Consider the following 15,849-nt stretch of genomic DNA (forward strand, 5'->3'; position numbering starts at 1 on the left):
TCGCAATAAGAATCAGATAGATTGGCATTACAATGCCTTTACTGAATCAGGTCCTGTCTGGACAGAACGGTTACCTGACGTTGTTTCAACGCTGATAAATCTGGATATAGTTAACTGCCAGAGACGATGATAATCGCCAGGTGCCGGTCAATGGGTTTAGCTTCATACCGGTTTCACTGACCAGTTCAAACTGCTCCGGTATAACCCATGCCTGAAGCTCTTCGGGTTTAACAAACATCTGCCAGTCATGGGTTCCCACCGGTAAATAGCGCATCACATACTCAGCACCAAGAATGGCAATTATCCACGACTTCATTGTGCGGTTCAGGGTTGCCAGTACCAGCGTGCCGGAAGATTTAACCAGCTTCGAACATTCGCTGATAAGCGCCGATTGGTCCGGGACATGTTCAACCACCTCGGCATTAATAACAGCGTCAAACCGCTCATCTTGCGCTAGCAACTCCCCGGCCAGACAATGGCGGTACGCCACCGTCAGACCAGATTGTTGCGCATGACGCCTGGCCACCTCGATACTCATTGCACTGGCATCGATTCCGGTGACTACCGCTCCTTTGCTGGCCAACGCTTCGCTGATGAGACCTCCGCCGCAGCCCACATCGAGAATACTGAGTCCTTTCAGGCAATGCTCAGTATTCGGATCCCGCCCGTGACAATGTGCCAGTTGGCGAACAATATACTCCGTTCGCGCCGCATTAAACGCCAGGGCGGTTTTGTATTTGCCATTGGGGTCCCACCACTCTTCCGCCAGGGCGTTAAATCGCGCAACCTCTTCGTGTGATACGTTTTCGGCGCCCACGGTGCCAGTGACTTTGCTTTTATCCAGCATAGCAAGAATTCACTTATAACTGTTCGCTCAGGCGGCGAATATCCTGGTTCAGTTTACGATCATTCTGGCTATAATCGACCGGGCAATCAATAATATGAACCCCTGGCTCAGCAATACACTGACGCATAAGTGCCCCGAGTTCTTCTGTCGCTGTCACCCGGTGACCTTTGGCGCCATAGCTTTGTGCGTAAGTAACAAAGTCCGGATTGCCGTAATCGAGTCCAAAATTATCAAATTCCATATGCGCCTGTTTCCACTTGATCATGCCATAGGCGTCGTCTCGCAGAATCAGTACTACCAGGTCTAAATTAAGGCGCACGGCCGTTTCGATTTCCTGACTGTTCATCATAAAGCCGCCGTCACCACAAACTGCCATCACAGGCTGTTCGGGATTAACCAATTTAGCCGCCATCGCGGAAGGAAGACCGGCTCCCATGGATGCCAGCGCATTATCCAACAGCAGAGTGTTGGGTGCATAAGCCGGATAATTACGTGCAAACCAGATTTTATAGATACCGTTATCCAGTGCGACCACACCATTATCGGGCATGACGGCCCGCACTTCGCTGACTAATCGCTCTGGCAGTACCGGAAAGCGGTTATCGCTGTCTGATTCCTGACGATGCTGTACGTAGGCATCATGCACATCCTGATAGAGATCCCGCTTCCAGTGGGGTTGAGGCGTTAGTCGCTCATTGATCTGCCAGACACTGTTAGCGATGTCGCCAACCACTTCTAACTGGGGAAAATACACCGGATCCACAGCCGCTGGTTCGAAGTTTATATGGATAACCTGTTTGCCATTGTGATGCATAAAGAAAGGGGGTTTCTCGACCACATCATGGCCAACATTAATAATAAGGTCAGCCCGCTCGATGGCTTTATGAACAAAATCACCGTCTGACAGCGCGGTATTGCCGACAAACAATGGATCGGATTCATTCAGCACCCCTTTACCCATTTGAGTAGTTACAAATGGAATACCGGTATGGTCCACGAACCGGCGTAGCATCTTTGCCGTGAGTTTACGGTTGGCGCCGGCACCAATGAGCAGCAAAGGAGCAGAAGCTTGTTCTATCATTGCTTTGGCCCGCTCTACGGCTTTCTCTTCGGCCACCGGCCGGCGAGACTGACTTTGCTTTAATAGTGGGGCCGTAGTGGATTCTCGGGCGATATCTTCAGGGATCTCAATATGAGCCGCTCCGGGCCGTTCTTCAGCGGCAAGTCTGAATGCTTCACGGATGACCGAAGGGATACGTTCACCGCTCACAATTTGCGTAGTGTACTTGGTTATCGGGCGCATCATATCGACGACATCCACAACCTGAAAACGCCCTTGTTTGCTGGTTTTAATCGGTTTCTGCCCAGTAATCATGAGCATCGGCATCGCACCGAGCTGGGCATAGGCTGCTGGCGTTACCAGATTGGTAGCGCCGGGCCCGAGGGTGGATAAACAAACGCCAACTTTGCCGGTAAGCCGTCCATAGGTAGCAGCCATGAACCCCGCGCCCTGTTCGTGTCGGGTGAGGACCAGTTTAATCGATGAGTGGCGTAAGGATTCGAGTAAATCCAGATTCTCTTCACCCGGTATGCCGAAGATATACTCGACGCCCTCGGCTTCCAGGGCTTGCACAAATAAATCTGCTGCTTTCATATTCCTTCTGCTTATTGGCTCACAATAGTAATTGCTACGCAGACGGCGATAAATAGTTTAGTTCAACAATCAATTAGCACGATTTACTGGGCGGATTTCCAGTTTTCCAGAGCGTCCTGGGTGCGTTTATCAATAGCGTCTTTATTATTGCTCACCCAGTATTTTTCCATGATCCGCACGTTCGCCTGGTTGGCCTTGTAGAAAAAATCGGCAATATCACCTACCAGCGGAATAAACCCCAACCCGAAATCGAGTAAACAATTGCGAACCATGACTTTAATAAGGCCTTTAGGCAGTCCCATTTGCTTACCGAGTTGCACTATCCGAAAAGACACCAGCAACATTAGCACGTCACCCACCCCGGGAATTAATCCCACCAGTGCATCCAGGCCGATACGAAAATTAATCAGTGGAATTTTAACCGACGTATCCAGCAGGTTAGCTAGCTTCTGTGCTTTCAGTAACGGTTTGGGCGCAGAGCCCGGGTAGTCATTCATCTTGGACATCCGTGTTTTTTGGCCAGTTGTGCACGCAATTCCACGTCAGAGTCTGCCTGCCAGCCGTGCAGGTTTTCCTTTACGAGTTCGAACAGCATTGAAATGTGAGCCGGCTCGCTGTTAAGTGCCGGGATGTATTCATAGCGCTCACCGCCGGCTTCCATGAAGTAATCGCGATTCTCTTCACCAATCTCTTCAATGGTTTCCAGACAATCCGATGAGAAGCCCGGACACACCACCTGCACTGATTTGATGCCCTCAGCGGGCAGCGCTTTAAGCGTTTCATCCGTGTAAGGTTTCAACCATTCCTCGCGACCAAACCGCGACTGAAATGTGGTCATATAGCGGGTGTTGTCCAGGCCAAGTTCTTCGGCTACAAGGCGGGATGTTTTAAGGCACTCACAGTGGTACGGATCGCCGTTATCAAGATACCGACGGGGCACACCGTGATAGGACATAATAAGCTTTTCGGCCTGCCCATTGATTTCCCAGTGCTGGCGAATCGTTTCGGCTACGGCTTTGATGTACCCGGGGCGGTCATGATAATGGCTGACAAAACGAAAATCGGGCAACCACCGGCGTTTTTGAAAGTCGGCCGCAATGGCATCGAAAGTAGATCCCACGGTCGAGGCGCTGTACTGCGGATAAAGCGGCAGCACCAGCAGCTTTCTGACGCCATTACTTAGCATACGCTCGACGACTTTTGACACCGCAGGCTCGCCATAACGCATTGCAAAGTCTACCACTACGTCATCGCCAAACTCGCGTTCGCATCGTTTCGCCAGGGCTTCGGCCTGTGCCTTGGTATGTACCATCAGCGGTGAACCCTGCTCTGACCAGACGGTCTCGTAAGCTTTAGCCGACCGTTTGGGACGAATATTTAAAATAACCCCATTCAGAATAAACCACCAGATCAGACGCGGTACCTCAACCACTCTTGGATCAGATAAAAACTCTTTCAGGTACGGCTTAAGCGCATCCTTAGTAGGTGCTTGCGGCGTACCAAGATTGGTAATCACAACACCAATTTTATCTGCCTGACCATGGCTGAATCCCGCGTTACTGGTGTACTTCATAAATATCAAATCTCAATAGTAAAATAGTTAACTGCTAATAATACGGCTTAACAGCCAAATTGGACTGCTAGGGTTGATAGTAAGTAGGTGTTTCCCACCCCACAGGCAGACCCAGGACAAAGACCCACAGATAAAACAGCAATGTCCAGCCCACAATGAATACCATGGAATAAGGCAACATCATCGCGATTAGCGTCCCCATCCCGACATCTTTCTTATACTTGGCGGCCATCGCCATAATCAAACCAAAATAGCTCATCATTGGTGAGATAACGTTAGTTACCGAGTCTCCAATACGGTAAGCCGCCTGAATCACTTCAGGCGCATAACCCAGTAACATTAGCATTGGCACAAAGACGGGTGCCGTGACCGCCCATTGCGCCGAGGCGCTGCCAAGAGACAGGTTAACGAGGCCGCACATCAGAATGAATAACAGAAAAACTTCCGGCCCCTTCAAATCCAGTTGAATAAGTAGAGCCGCCCCTTCTACTGCCAGTACCGTCCCCAGGTTGGTGTATTTGAAGAACGCAACAAACTGAGCAGCGAAAAAGACCAGCGCAATATACAGTCCCATGCTGCTCATACTGCGTGCCATGCCCTCAATGACATCGCGGTCATTTTTCATCGTACCTGCCACTTTACCGTACACAAAACCCGGGATGGCAAACATGACAAAAATCAACACAACAATCCCTTTTAAAAACGGCGAGCCCTTTAATCCGCCTGTTTCAGGGTTACGCAATAGTCCGTCGTCCGGGACCACTGCCAGTGCCACTAAGATGCACAGGGCCAAAAACGCCAGCCCGGCCATTTTCATGGCTTTCATTTCCTGGGCGCTGGGCAATGCCATGGCTTTTTCGTCGAGCACCATGGTTGACTTCGACTCATCAAACTTGCCCAGTCGCGGCTCTACTATCCGATCCGTAACAAAGAAACCCAGCGCAGCGATAACAAAGGTACTGGCAATCATAAAGAATTGATTGGACGCAGCACCAACCACATAGTTTGGATCAATCATCTGCGCTGCCGGCGTGGTAATCCCGGCCAGTAACGGATCGATTGTGCCTAGGAACAGGTTGGCGCTGTAACCGGCGGATACCCCTGCAAATGCCGCGGCAAGACCCGCCAGAGGATGGCGTCCCAGAGAATGGAAGATCATCGCCGCCAGCGGAATCAGTACTACATAGCCGAGTTCGGAGGCCGTATTGGACAAAATACCGCTTAATACAACGATAAAAGTAACCAGTCGACGGGGCGCATTAAGCACTAATGCCCGCATCGCCGTGGATAACAACCCGGAATGTTCGGCCACCGAGACCCCCAGCAGAGCTACCAGTACGGTTCCCAGCGGCGCAAAACCAGTAAAGTTTGTCACTACATGGGTGATGATCCAGTGCAGACCTTCCACGCTCATTAACGAGACGACCTCGATAGTGCCGGATGCGGTCTGGGCATCTTCGGGTCTGGGGTCGGCAACAGAAACACCGAGCCAGCTTAAAAAACCACTCAGTAGTACAATAAACACGGTAAGAATGGCAAACAGAGTCACCGGGTGAGGTAACAGATTACCTAACCACTCTACCGTTGCTAAAAACCGGGAAAACCATCCCTTATTATTGTCAGCTGTTGCCGTTATATTATTTTCTGTCAAAACAATTCCTCAGTCTTTTTATTATGGCTGCATTCACCGTTCTGTTTCGCTGAACAGATTTGGTCAATGCAGTCCGGCTGTCCCTGGCCGGTGATAGTATTATCTTACTGGCCTTTGAGCATTACTCCGGCCGTTTTTTATAGCGGCAGTTTACCTTAAATCGATACTCTTTGGCAGAGTTGGCCACTTTTAGCGGCAAAATTTGCGCATAAAAAAACCGGCTATAAAAGCCGGTTTTTAACTAAGGTCGAAAGCATTACTGACCAGAGCGCTTATTCATGTAACGGAAGAAGTCGCTGTCAGGCTCTACTACCAGAATATCGTCTTTGCTGTTAAAGCTGGCACGATAGGCATCCATACTGCGCAGGAAGCCGTAAAATTCCGGGTTTTTCGAGTATGTTTCAGCGTAAATTTGCGCTGCCGTTGCATCACCTTCACCGCGAAGCTGACGAGCATTACGTTCAGCATCGGCCAGCATAACGGTTACCTTGGCCTCTATATTCGCTTTGATAACTTCAGCCTGTTCCTGACCCTCTGAACGGTGTTCACGAGCCACTGCCGCGCGCTCAGCCCGCATACGCTGGAAGATGGAGTTGCTGACCTCGGTAGGCAGATTGATTTGCTTCACCCGCACATCTACGATTTCGATACCCAGCTCATCAGATGAACTTGAGGCCTGCTCCATTGCCTGTTCCATTAACTCAGTACGTTCGCCAGACACAATCTGGGCAATGGTACGGCTACCGAACTCAGTACGCAGACCGTTATTTACCTTCTGTTTTAACAGCGCTTCAGCCTGCAATTTATTACCGCCGTTAGTCGAAAGGTAATAACGTGCAAAGTCTTTAATCCGCCATTTAACATAAGAATCAACAATTAAGTCTTTTTTCTCTGATGTTACGAAACGATCCGGAGAATCATCAAGCGTTTGAATACGGGCATCAAGTTGACGTACCGAATCAATAAACGGCAGTTTAAAGTGTAAGCCTGGTTCAAATACTTTGGTGTCGCCGGTCTCAGCATCACGCTGAACTTTACCAAATTGGATGACAATAGCACGCTGCCCTTCGCGAACGACAAACAGTGAGCCAGTCGCCAGCACCAATAAAGTGATTAAGATTGCGATTATAAAATTTTTCATCAGTTCTTATCTCCCACCACGACCGCTGTCACTGCGCAGACCGGAAGTTGATGAAGTCGAGCTACGCGAGTTGTTGCCACCGGAGTTTGCAACATTGTTCTGCAACCCTTCCAGGGTGTTACGCATACGATCCAACGTAGAACTATTGGTGCCCTGATTTTGCATCATCTTATCCAGCGGTAAGTACATAATGTTGTTACCACCGTCACCGCTATCAACCATAATCTTACTGGTGCTTGAGAATACCTGCTCCATGGTTTCCAGATAAATACGTTGACGAGTCACTTCCGGGGCTTTTTCGTATTGTGGCAACAGCTCTTCAAAACGGGCCACTTCACCCTGTGCTTCAAGCGTAACACGCTCTTTATATGCCTGGGCTTCTTCATTCATACGGTTAACCTGTCCACGGGCGCGTGGCTCAATCTCACGTGCGTAGGCTTCTGCTTCGCGGATAAAACGCTGTTCATCTTCCTGAGCAGCAATAGCGTCATCAAACGCATCTTTTACCTGCTCCGGCGGACGAGCGTCTTTAAAGTTCATATCAACAATAGCCACGCCAATGTTGTAGGGCTCCAGGATACCTTCCAGTTCTTCCCATACACGCTGACGAGTCACTTCACGGCCGTCGGTCAGCACATCATCCATCGCCGAGTGACCCACCACATAGCGAATTGCACTATCAAGTGCCTGGCTCAGGCTGGTTTCAGGGCTGGTTACCGCAAACGTCCAGCGATACGGGTCAACCACCCGGTACTGAACTTCCATCTGCACGCTTACCAGGTTTTCATCTTCGGTTAGCATTGAACCTGATGAAGACTGATAGCGGATAGACTGCACATCAACCGGAATGACTGAGTCAACAAAGGTCGGCTTCCAGCGCAGACCCGGCTCAACCAGTGAATTGTATTCGCCGAAACGCAGTACCACGCCGGACTCTGCCTCACGAATGGTGTAGAAGCCACTGACGAAATACACGATTGCCAGTAAGCCAATCAGGAATGCCGCGCCAATACCGCCCAGCTTCTTACCTGAGCCGCCGCCATCACCGCCGCCGCCCATTTTACCGAGCTTACCGAACAGGTTCTTAAACACATCATCCAAATCCGGAGGACCTTGGTCTCGTCCTCCGCGATTTTTCCACGGGTCATTATTTTTATCACCCGGCTCATTCCAAGCCATGCTAGTACTCCGAAAATTTAATTATTTAATACTGAATTCTATTGTTTTTAGATTTCAAAATATATAAAACACGCTATCAGTGCTTAACGACAAACTCTGATAAACCATGATCTAAGCGTTTTTCTAACCGGTTCCAATCAGCGGCCGGCATTCGCACATCGACCACCCAGTCGCCCTGTGCGTCGTAGGATTGCTCTGAAATACAATCCAATTCATACAATACGCCACGCAAACGACTCTGCGCAGGCGGGATTTTGAGAGTGTAACTCACCATGCTCTGAGCCAGGCAATCATTGATTGCCTCAAACAACAACTCCGTCCCCTGGCCGGTTTTTGCCGACAGCCAAACCCGGATTGGTGTGCCCTGTTCATCCCTGTCAATTTTAGGCTCAACTTCTTCCAACTGGTCTATTTTATTGCAAACAATCAGTTGTTGAATGTCACCGGCATCAATTTCATCGAGTACCGTATTAACTTCATCCATGGTTTCCAGATAATTATTGGCAGAATAATCCACCACATGTAGCAACAAGTCGGCTTCCTGGGTTTCTTGCAACGTTGCTTTAAAAGCTGCTACCAGATCATGGGGGAGATGACGAATAAAACCAACCGTGTCAGCCAGAATTACTGGCCCCACTTCCTTGAGATCCAGCTTGCGAAGCGTTGGATCCAACGTAGCGAACAGCTGATCTGCGGCGTAAACATTCGCATCGGTGATGTGATTGAAGAGGGTAGACTTACCGGCGTTGGTATAGCCAACCAGTGACATCGTTGGAATTTCTGCCCGTTTACGGGACCGTCTGCCCTGCTCGCGCTGTTTAGCGACTTTTTCAAGGCGACGAAGAATAGTTTTGATCCTGCCGCGCAATAAGCGACGGTCAGTTTCAAGCTGGGTCTCACCCGGTCCGCGTAAACCGATCCCGCCTTTTTGACGCTCGAGGTGTGTCCAGCCTCGGATCAAGCGGGTAGAAATATGTCTGAGCTGTGCGAGTTCCACCTGAAGCTTACCTTCATGCGTACGAGCCCGCTGCGCAAAAATATCCAGGATAAGACCAGTGCGATCAATCACCCGGCATTTGCAAATGGCTTCAAGATTTCTTTCCTGAGAAGGAGACAGCGCATGATTAAAGATCACCACATTGGCCTCGTGGGCTTTCACTGCAGCAGCGATCTCCTCAGCTTTACCCGATCCAACAAAATACTTTGGATGTGGGGCTCCTCTGGACGTGGTCAGTACATCAACAGCACTAACGCCCGCCGATGAAACCAGTAATTCCAGCTCAGCCAAGTCTTCGCGACTGTCTTCATCGGCAAAATTTACATGAACAAGTATAGCCTGTTCACCGGCTTCATAACGGTCAAACAAGCAGGTTACCTTTGCAATTACTCACTTTTGTTCTCAGAATCCCCTTGCGCGCTTGGCATCGTAATAGCTCGTGAAGGCACGACCGTTGAGATAGCATGCTTGTAAACCATCTGACTCACTGTGTTCTTTAACAGGATAACAAACTGGTCGAATGACTCTACCTGCCCCTGGAGTTTAATACCGTTCACTAAATAAATAGAGACCGGAATCCGCTCCTTCCGTAATGCGTTTAAAAACGGGTCTTGTAATGATTGCCCTTTAGCCATCTCAGATCCTTAATTTTTATTATTAAACCGACAACTCAAAAAAATTGTCCCAGCGCTAATTAAATTTATATCACACTTGTTCAAACTAAAGTGTGACTTTTGCAGTAATTTTAGTCAAATTATCTTTAGCAAATGTGTCAAGCCAGGTTAAATCTGACCACCCTCGTAACCAGGTCAACTGCCTTTTCGCTAACTGCCTGGTTGCAATGATACCTTTATCCCGCATTTCTGCATAGCTTAACTCACCTTTAAGGTACTGCCATACCTGACGGTACCCCACTGCCCTGATTGCTGGCATGTCCTCGTGAAGGTCGCCGCGCTCGTACAACGCTTTAACTTCGTCCACCAATCCTTGCGCTAACATCAAATCAAACCTTTGTGCTATCCGATCATGTAACACGGCTCGCTCCTGTGGTGCAATCGCAAACTGGTCAATCTTGTACGGACAACGGTAAATTGCCTTTTCCTGCCAGTGGGTTAGTGATTTCCCCGAACTGCGATACACTTCCAGTGCCCTGGTCAGCCGCTGCGGATCATTAGGATGAATACGCCCGGCACTGACCGGATCCACCTTTTCCAGATCGGCATGTAAAGCCTGCCAGCCCCGGTCTTCGGCTTCACCCATAATCGCTTCGCGAATCACAGGGTCAGACTTAGGTAGGGGCGAAATACCATTTATCAAGGCATTAAAATACATAATTGTTCCGCCAACTAATATGGGAAGGTTTCCCCTGGCGTGAATTTCGCTGATCAGGCGTGTGGTATCGGCCACAAAATCCGCCACCGAGTATGCCTCGGTGGGTTCGATAATATCGACCAGCCAGTGCGGCGCAACGGCCATTTCCTCTGGCGTCGGTTTGGCCGTACCAATATTCATATGTTTATACACCAGTGCCGAGTCGACACTGATTATCTCAGCCGGTACCTGACTGGCCAACGCCAGCGCCAATCCGGTCTTGCCGGATGCAGTGGGACCCATTATTGATACCACAGGGCCTGTTTGATTACTCATTGCTTGTTTTAATCCAGTGAATAAGCTTTTGCTGCGCCACATCGAAGCCGTTTTGTTCAAGTATGTCAGCTTGTGCCGAAACCGCCAGCTGATCAAACCACTGCCACAATGGTAACGCTTTAGTGTCCTGATTCTGCAAGGCCAGTGCCAGGCTTTCATGCAGAGCATCGGCCTGTTGTGGAGAAGACTCTACCAGCGCAGGAAACAAGCCCGCCCAGGGTAACTGACGCAGGCCACCAGGCACTTTAAGCAAACGTGACTTGCCTCCGGCGGCACTGATATCAAAGCCTTGTTCCGCCAAAAAAGCCGCACTGTCTGCTATCAGCGACTGACTCACCGCCACAGGCATCAGTAAAGGCTGGGCTACACTTGCTTGCTGAAGCTTATGCGCTAACCAGGGGGTAATTAACTGGCGGTGCTCCAGCAACACACAATACTCATTCTGCACATACAGCCGTGCATCGGTTAATTGCACGAAACGTGGCGCACCGTCATGGCTTTCTGAATACTCTGCGGTTGGCGTCATCAGTTGCTGATAATGCGCCTGATACTGTCCGCTTACCCTGCTACCGGAAGGGGAGTAAGGCGCACCTCGCCCTGTAGCAGTACCCGACGCCCTAACCTGATGGGACGGCTCTGCCCCAGAGGTATGCTGCTCGTCGTTTCGCTGCACCAGCGGGCGGATGTAATCATGATTGGGTTGTAACGGCGACTCCGTGTGCATGACGTCCTGAACGTCTTCACTACTGCTTAGCGCATCACAGATAGCCTTGCAGATGAAGTCGTGTACCAGGCGGCTCTGTTGAAACCGAACTTCGTGTTTTGCCGGGTGTACATTGACATCAACTTCCTTTGGGTCAATAGTCAGATAAACCACGAAAGCCGGCTGCTCAGGCAAAGCCAGTACCGACTCATAGGCCTGACGCAGCGCATGCAGAATAAGTTTATCGCGCATGCCGCGGCCGTTAACAAAGCTGTACTGGCAGTCATTGCTGCTTCGCATCTGGCTGGCGTCTCCCAACCAGGCTTGCAGAGTGATGGCACCGTACTCACACTGTGTGTGAATAGCATGCTGCAAGAACGCCTGTCCGCAAACCTGCCCCACTCTTAAGGCTAGCTGGTCATCACCGACTGCCGCAAAGCGTTTGGTAATCTTACCGTTGTGACGAAGCACAAAGGCAACGTCCGGGCGACTCAGCGCGATCCGTTTGATTACGTCTTCAATATGCTGATATTCGGTTTTTTCGGTGCGCAAAAATTTGCGCCGTGCCGGGGTATTATAAAAAATGTCTGCCACATCAATGGTGGTACCGTCGGGATGTGCCGCTGGCTGGAGCGTAACCGCCATATCGCGGCCCTCACAGTTTGCCTGCCAGGCCTGCTCCTGGCCGGCCGGTTTTGAGGTTAGCGACAAACGGCTGACCGAGGAAATACTGGCCAGCGCCTCACCGCGAAACCCCAGTGACAATATTTGTTCAAGGTCGTCCAGCGTAGCGATTTTACTGGTCGCGTGCCGGGACAGTGCCAGCTCCAGCTCATCTTTGGCAATACCTGAGCCATTGTCCCGTAATTTAATACGCTTATGACCGCCTTTCTCAATATCGAGCTCAATGCGGGTGGCACCGGCGTCCAGACTGTTTTCAACCAGCTCCTTAACGACTGAAGCGGGGCGTTCCACCACTTCACCGGCAGCAATTTGGTTTGCCAGTCTGGGCGGCAAGAGTTTAATCGGCAAAGAAATTCCTGTTAACGTTTTGCTTAGGTGCTGGGAATAGTGAGTACCTGACCTATGCGGACCATGTCACTATTGAGGTTGTTAGCCGCTTTAATGCTGCTGACTTTCACATTATACCGTTGTGCAAGCAGCGATAAAGACTCGCCACTGCGTACTTTATGAGTGCGGGTTTCCGATTTAATAGAAGCCCATAATGTACCATCCGGCGGCGTTTGCCGGAAATAGCGTTTGGTTGCGCCTAGCAAAGCATCAGCAAGCTGTTGACGGTACTTCGACCAGTTGAGGTTTTTCTCTTCCTGAGGATTCGAAATAAACCCCACCTCAACCAAAATAGACGGGATATCGGGCGCGGTGAGCACCGCAAAACTGGCTGCCTGTGGCGCACGCTTATGAAGTCGGGTTATGCCCTTTAATTCGCTAATCACCTTTTTACTCAGGTCGTAGCTGGTAGACATGGAGTGGTCCATCGACAACCCAAGAATGGTCTCAGCCAGATATCGCTCTGACGCATTATCGGAAATGACCTCTGCGGCACCGCCCAGTAATTCTGAATGCCGCTCACTTTTTTCCAGCCAGCGTCCCAGCTCACTGTCGGCACGTCGCATCGACAATACCCACACCGAAGCACCACGCGGCTGGGGTTGACTGAAAGCGTCAGCATGAATTGAGATCAGCAAATCGGCCTTGTGTTTGCGGGCGACTTCCGGACGACCATTGGGCGAAATGTAATAATCGCCGCTACGAGTCATCACCGCACGCATGCCCACCTCGGCGTTAATCCGGCTTTCGAGCATTTTGGCAATGCTCAGCGTAATATTTTTTTCAAAACTGCCAGCGGGGCCAATTGAACCCGGGTCCTTACCGCCGTGCCCTGCATCAATCGCCACAATAATGTCACGATCGCGACTGGACTGATTCATGTCGAGCACCACTCCGGGCTCTCCGGAAGGGGCAGAATCGACCAAATCCACCACTAAGCGATGGCCTTTATCTTCGGCAGGGGGAATGGCAAACAGTGCAGTTTCGGCTTTACGATTGAGTTCCAGAACAATGCGGGTGGATCCGTCATCTTTGGGTGTGGAGTAGCGAACCCTTTTAAGTAATGACCCTTGTTTATCAATATCCAGCGGAGTATCGCTTTGCGTGGTGGCCAGGTCAATCACCAGCCTATCCGGGTTTCTCAACGTAAAATAGGTGAACTCAGGGGCGCTTTTAAGATCAAAAACCACCCGCGTACTGCCTTCCGAAGGCCATACACGCATATTGTTTATATCGTTTGCGGCACTCACGTTAAAGGTAAGTAAGCACAAACTTATAATGAGTAGTAACTTGTCGCGCAACATACTTAGCCCTGGTCTTAAATTATATTTATCAGGCCGTAAACTCCCCCGAATGACGAATGGATCCAGCCCCTGGCTATATCCGCTTACATTGCTGCAAAGTGGCTCGTCCTGTCAGCGAAATCGCCGCAATGTTAAATCGTCTTCCAGACTTATCTGGTTCTATACTAATCACTAAATCCGCTGGTGCCAAGTTTTGCCCGCCATTTTGCGGCCACTCAATAAGGCAAACGCGATTATCGCCAAAATAATCCCGGATCCCCATAAACTCGAGCTCTTCAGGATCAGAAAGCCGGTATAAATCAAAATGAAAGACTTCAATACCGCCCAGCGAATACGGCTCTACCAGAGTATAAGTTGGACTCTTAACGTTGCCTGAATGGCCGAGGGCCTGAATAAAGTGACGGCTGAAAGTGGTTTTCCCAGCGCCCAAATCGCCCTGCAGATAAACCACAATTCCCAGTGGTAACTGCTGCCTGACAGCCTGGGCTAAATCGATTGCCAGTTTGGCCGTATCCTGCTCAGTTGCCGCGTAAAACGCACCTTGCGCTAATGCCATTTCGATTACTGCTACTCAATGATTACTGATTGACCAACGCTCGCAGTGACTCAAACAAATCACTGGCAAGCATCCCGCGCTGACCATAAAGGCGCGCTACCTCATCGCCGGCTTTGGCATGAATGGAGACGCCGTATTTGGTTGCGATATCTTTGCTGAGCCCCTGCGCCAGCAACGAGCCAAGAATACCACTTAATACATCGCCCATACCAGCCGTGGCCATACCCGGATTGCCGTGCTGACAAACCCAGGTTTGCGTTTCGTTATCGATAATTGAACCGGCGCCTTTTAGCACACAGGTTGCATGAAACTTTTGTGCACATTGCTTAGTGCTGTTGAACCGGTCGGCTTCCACTTCATCTACGCTGGTATTGAGCAACCGTGCGGCTTCGCCGGCATGGGGGGTAATAATGCAATCGGTAATGGTGTAAGACAGCGCGTGCTTGCTCAGCAGATTAAGCGCATCCGCATCAATAACCATAGGCTTAGGATGAGTCTGACAATGCTTCATCGCCTGTTCAAACGCCGCCAGTGCCCAGTCGTCCTGGCCAAGACCCGGACCAATTACCACACAGGATGCCCAGTTAAGCGCGTCCTGCAGATTCTCATGGGATACCATCAGCTCAGGCCGGCCGGCGCTGACCTGAATAGTGGACGCCTCATGACAGAACACCTTTACTAAACCAGTACCACAACGCAATGCGGCTTCGCTGGCCAGACGAATTGCGCCGGCAGTGCCGCGATTACCGCCAATACAGAGCAATCTGCCGTACGTGCCTTTATGGCTGTGAATTTCCCGTGGTGCCATCCCCTGAAACTGCTCGATAGTCAGTAATGTTGCCGATGAACGGGCCAATTCAACGAAGGCCTTACCAATGCCCAGATCATCGAAAACCAACCGACCGCAGGATTGTTTACCGGCGCCGGTGGTTAAACCGGGTTTGATCCCCACAAAGGTGACCGTCACATCGGCTTCTATGCAACGCCCTAATGACTGCCCGGTGTTAGAGTCCAGGCCGGACGGTACATCAATACTAACCACAGGTTTATCGGCCTGATTCACCGCATCAATAATGTCGGCAAATTCATTGCGAATATAACTGTTAATCCCCGTGCCTAGCAGCGCATCAACGATCAATTCACACTTATCGATATGGGCGGCCTTGAATGGCTCAATTTTACCGCCCGCATCGAGCCATTTTTGTTGTGCTGTACCGGCGTCGCCTTCCAGGATCCGATGAGGCTCAACGGCGCACAGTAACACCTGTTTACCCGCCTCTTTGGCATGCAAAGCGGCAATGTAACCATCGCCGGCATTATTCCCCTGCCCCACCAGCACTAAAAACACATCGGTGTTGGGCAGCAGCAACTGGCACTGCTTGAAAACCGCTTTGCCGGCCCGCTGCATCAGCTCAAACATTTCCACACCAGACTTTTCTGCTGCGGTGCGTTCATTTTCCCGAACCTGGTCGGCGCGATAGAGTTTATATGGTAAGCTGTCGAGCAGTTGAGTATCTAGCATGTGT

Annotated in this window: 14 protein-coding genes; all 14 read right to left on the reverse strand. The window is 50.4% G+C overall.

Translation table 11 applies throughout. The features are described 5' to 3' along the window. Positions 1-85 precede the first annotated feature (85 nt). The gene (ubiG, locus tag AC27IB_RS09030; protein WP_296052822.1) at positions 86-847 is read right to left on the reverse strand and encodes a bifunctional 2-polyprenyl-6-hydroxyphenol methylase/3-demethylubiquinol 3-O-methyltransferase UbiG; all 762 of its coding nucleotides are present in this window, start codon (positions 845-847) and stop codon (positions 86-88) included. A gap of 13 nt (positions 848-860) precedes the next feature. Beyond that, positions 861-2,501 carry an acetolactate synthase large subunit gene (locus AC27IB_RS09035; RefSeq protein ID WP_487120422.1) on the reverse strand — a complete coding sequence of 547 codons (1,641 nt, stop codon included), beginning with the start codon at positions 2,499-2,501 and terminating at the stop codon, positions 861-863. A gap of 83 nt (positions 2,502-2,584) precedes the next feature. Further along, positions 2,585-2,998: a DUF4112 domain-containing protein gene (locus tag AC27IB_RS09040; protein WP_296052825.1), complete on the reverse strand. Its 414-nt coding sequence runs from the start codon at positions 2,996-2,998 to the stop codon at positions 2,585-2,587. Continuing rightward, positions 2,995-4,074, reverse strand: coding sequence for a ferrochelatase (hemH, locus tag AC27IB_RS09045; protein WP_487120424.1), 1,080 nt, complete (start codon positions 4,072-4,074; stop codon positions 2,995-2,997). Before hemH ends, AC27IB_RS09040 begins: the two co-directional genes overlap by 4 nt. A gap of 67 nt (positions 4,075-4,141) precedes the next feature. Beyond that, complete coding sequence (locus AC27IB_RS09050; RefSeq protein WP_487120426.1) at positions 4,142-5,725, reverse strand: AbgT family transporter; 1,584 nt, start codon at positions 5,723-5,725, stop codon at positions 4,142-4,144. A 256-nt stretch (positions 5,726-5,981) separates the two neighbouring features. Next, positions 5,982-6,866, reverse strand: a complete 885-nt coding sequence (gene hflC, locus AC27IB_RS09055; RefSeq protein ID WP_487120428.1) for a protease modulator HflC — start codon at positions 6,864-6,866, stop codon at positions 5,982-5,984. A 6-nt stretch (positions 6,867-6,872) separates the two neighbouring features. Next, on the reverse strand, positions 6,873-8,045 hold the full coding sequence (gene hflK / locus AC27IB_RS09060) for an FtsH protease activity modulator HflK (RefSeq protein ID WP_487120430.1): 1,173 nt from the start codon (positions 8,043-8,045) through the stop codon (positions 6,873-6,875). 76 nt (positions 8,046-8,121) lie between these two features. Beyond that, complete coding sequence (hflX, locus tag AC27IB_RS09065) at positions 8,122-9,411, reverse strand: ribosome rescue GTPase HflX (RefSeq protein ID WP_296052834.1); 1,290 nt, start codon at positions 9,409-9,411, stop codon at positions 8,122-8,124. A 17-nt stretch (positions 9,412-9,428) separates the two neighbouring features. Beyond that, entirely contained in the window at positions 9,429-9,677 is a 249-nt protein-coding gene (hfq, locus tag AC27IB_RS09070; protein ID WP_105935156.1) for an RNA chaperone Hfq, read from the reverse strand. Positions 9,678-9,762: 85 nt separating this feature from the next. Then, a complete protein-coding gene (gene miaA / locus AC27IB_RS09075; protein ID WP_296053632.1) occupies positions 9,763-10,689 on the reverse strand; it encodes a tRNA (adenosine(37)-N6)-dimethylallyltransferase MiaA in 927 nt (308 codons plus the stop codon). Then, positions 10,682-12,424 carry a DNA mismatch repair endonuclease MutL gene (gene mutL, locus AC27IB_RS09080; protein ID WP_487120433.1) on the reverse strand — a complete coding sequence of 581 codons (1,743 nt, stop codon included), beginning with the start codon at positions 12,422-12,424 and terminating at the stop codon, positions 10,682-10,684. Before mutL ends, miaA begins: the two co-directional genes overlap by 8 nt. Before the next feature lie 23 nt (positions 12,425-12,447). Then, a complete protein-coding gene (locus tag AC27IB_RS09085) occupies positions 12,448-13,767 on the reverse strand; it encodes an N-acetylmuramoyl-L-alanine amidase (protein WP_487120435.1) in 1,320 nt (439 codons plus the stop codon). Between the two features lie 73 nt (positions 13,768-13,840). Then, positions 13,841-14,323, reverse strand: coding sequence for a tRNA (adenosine(37)-N6)-threonylcarbamoyltransferase complex ATPase subunit type 1 TsaE (tsaE, locus tag AC27IB_RS09090; RefSeq protein WP_296048070.1), 483 nt, complete (start codon positions 14,321-14,323; stop codon positions 13,841-13,843). Between the two features lie 22 nt (positions 14,324-14,345). Next, positions 14,346-15,845 (reverse strand): NAD(P)H-hydrate dehydratase, encoded by a 1,500-nt coding sequence (locus tag AC27IB_RS09095; protein WP_296048073.1) that lies wholly within the window; start codon positions 15,843-15,845, stop codon positions 14,346-14,348. Positions 15,846-15,849: the final 4 nt, after the last annotated feature.

The organism is Alteromonas sp. 4NH20-0104, assembly GCF_057547795.1.

What these genes read in the sequence shown, in the direction of transcription:
- ubiG (WP_296052822.1), bottom strand. Translation starts at nt 847, where the DNA reads ATGCTGGATAAAAGCAAAGTCACTGGCACCGTGGGCGCCGAAAACGTA.
- AC27IB_RS09035 (WP_487120422.1), bottom strand. Translation starts at nt 2,501, where the DNA reads ATGAAAGCAGCAGATTTATTTGTGCAAGCCCTGGAAGCCGAGGGCGTC.
- AC27IB_RS09040 (WP_296052825.1), bottom strand. Translation starts at nt 2,998, where the DNA reads ATGAATGACTACCCGGGCTCTGCGCCCAAACCGTTACTGAAAGCACAG.
- hemH (WP_487120424.1), bottom strand. Translation starts at nt 4,074, where the DNA reads ATGAAGTACACCAGTAACGCGGGATTCAGCCATGGTCAGGCAGATAAA.
- hflC (WP_487120428.1), bottom strand. Translation starts at nt 6,866, where the DNA reads ATGAAAAATTTTATAATCGCAATCTTAATCACTTTATTGGTGCTGGCG.
- hflK (WP_487120430.1), bottom strand. Translation starts at nt 8,045, where the DNA reads ATGGCTTGGAATGAGCCGGGTGATAAAAATAATGACCCGTGGAAAAAT.
- hfq (WP_105935156.1), bottom strand. Translation starts at nt 9,677, where the DNA reads ATGGCTAAAGGGCAATCATTACAAGACCCGTTTTTAAACGCATTACGG.
- miaA (WP_296053632.1), bottom strand. Translation starts at nt 10,689, where the DNA reads ATGAGTAATCAAACAGGCCCTGTGGTATCAATAATGGGTCCCACTGCA.
- AC27IB_RS09085 (WP_487120435.1), bottom strand. Translation starts at nt 13,767, where the DNA reads ATGTTGCGCGACAAGTTACTACTCATTATAAGTTTGTGCTTACTTACC.
- tsaE (WP_296048070.1), bottom strand. Translation starts at nt 14,323, where the DNA reads ATGGCATTAGCGCAAGGTGCGTTTTACGCGGCAACTGAGCAGGATACG.
- AC27IB_RS09095 (WP_296048073.1), bottom strand. Translation starts at nt 15,845, where the DNA reads ATGCTAGATACTCAACTGCTCGACAGCTTACCATATAAACTCTATCGC.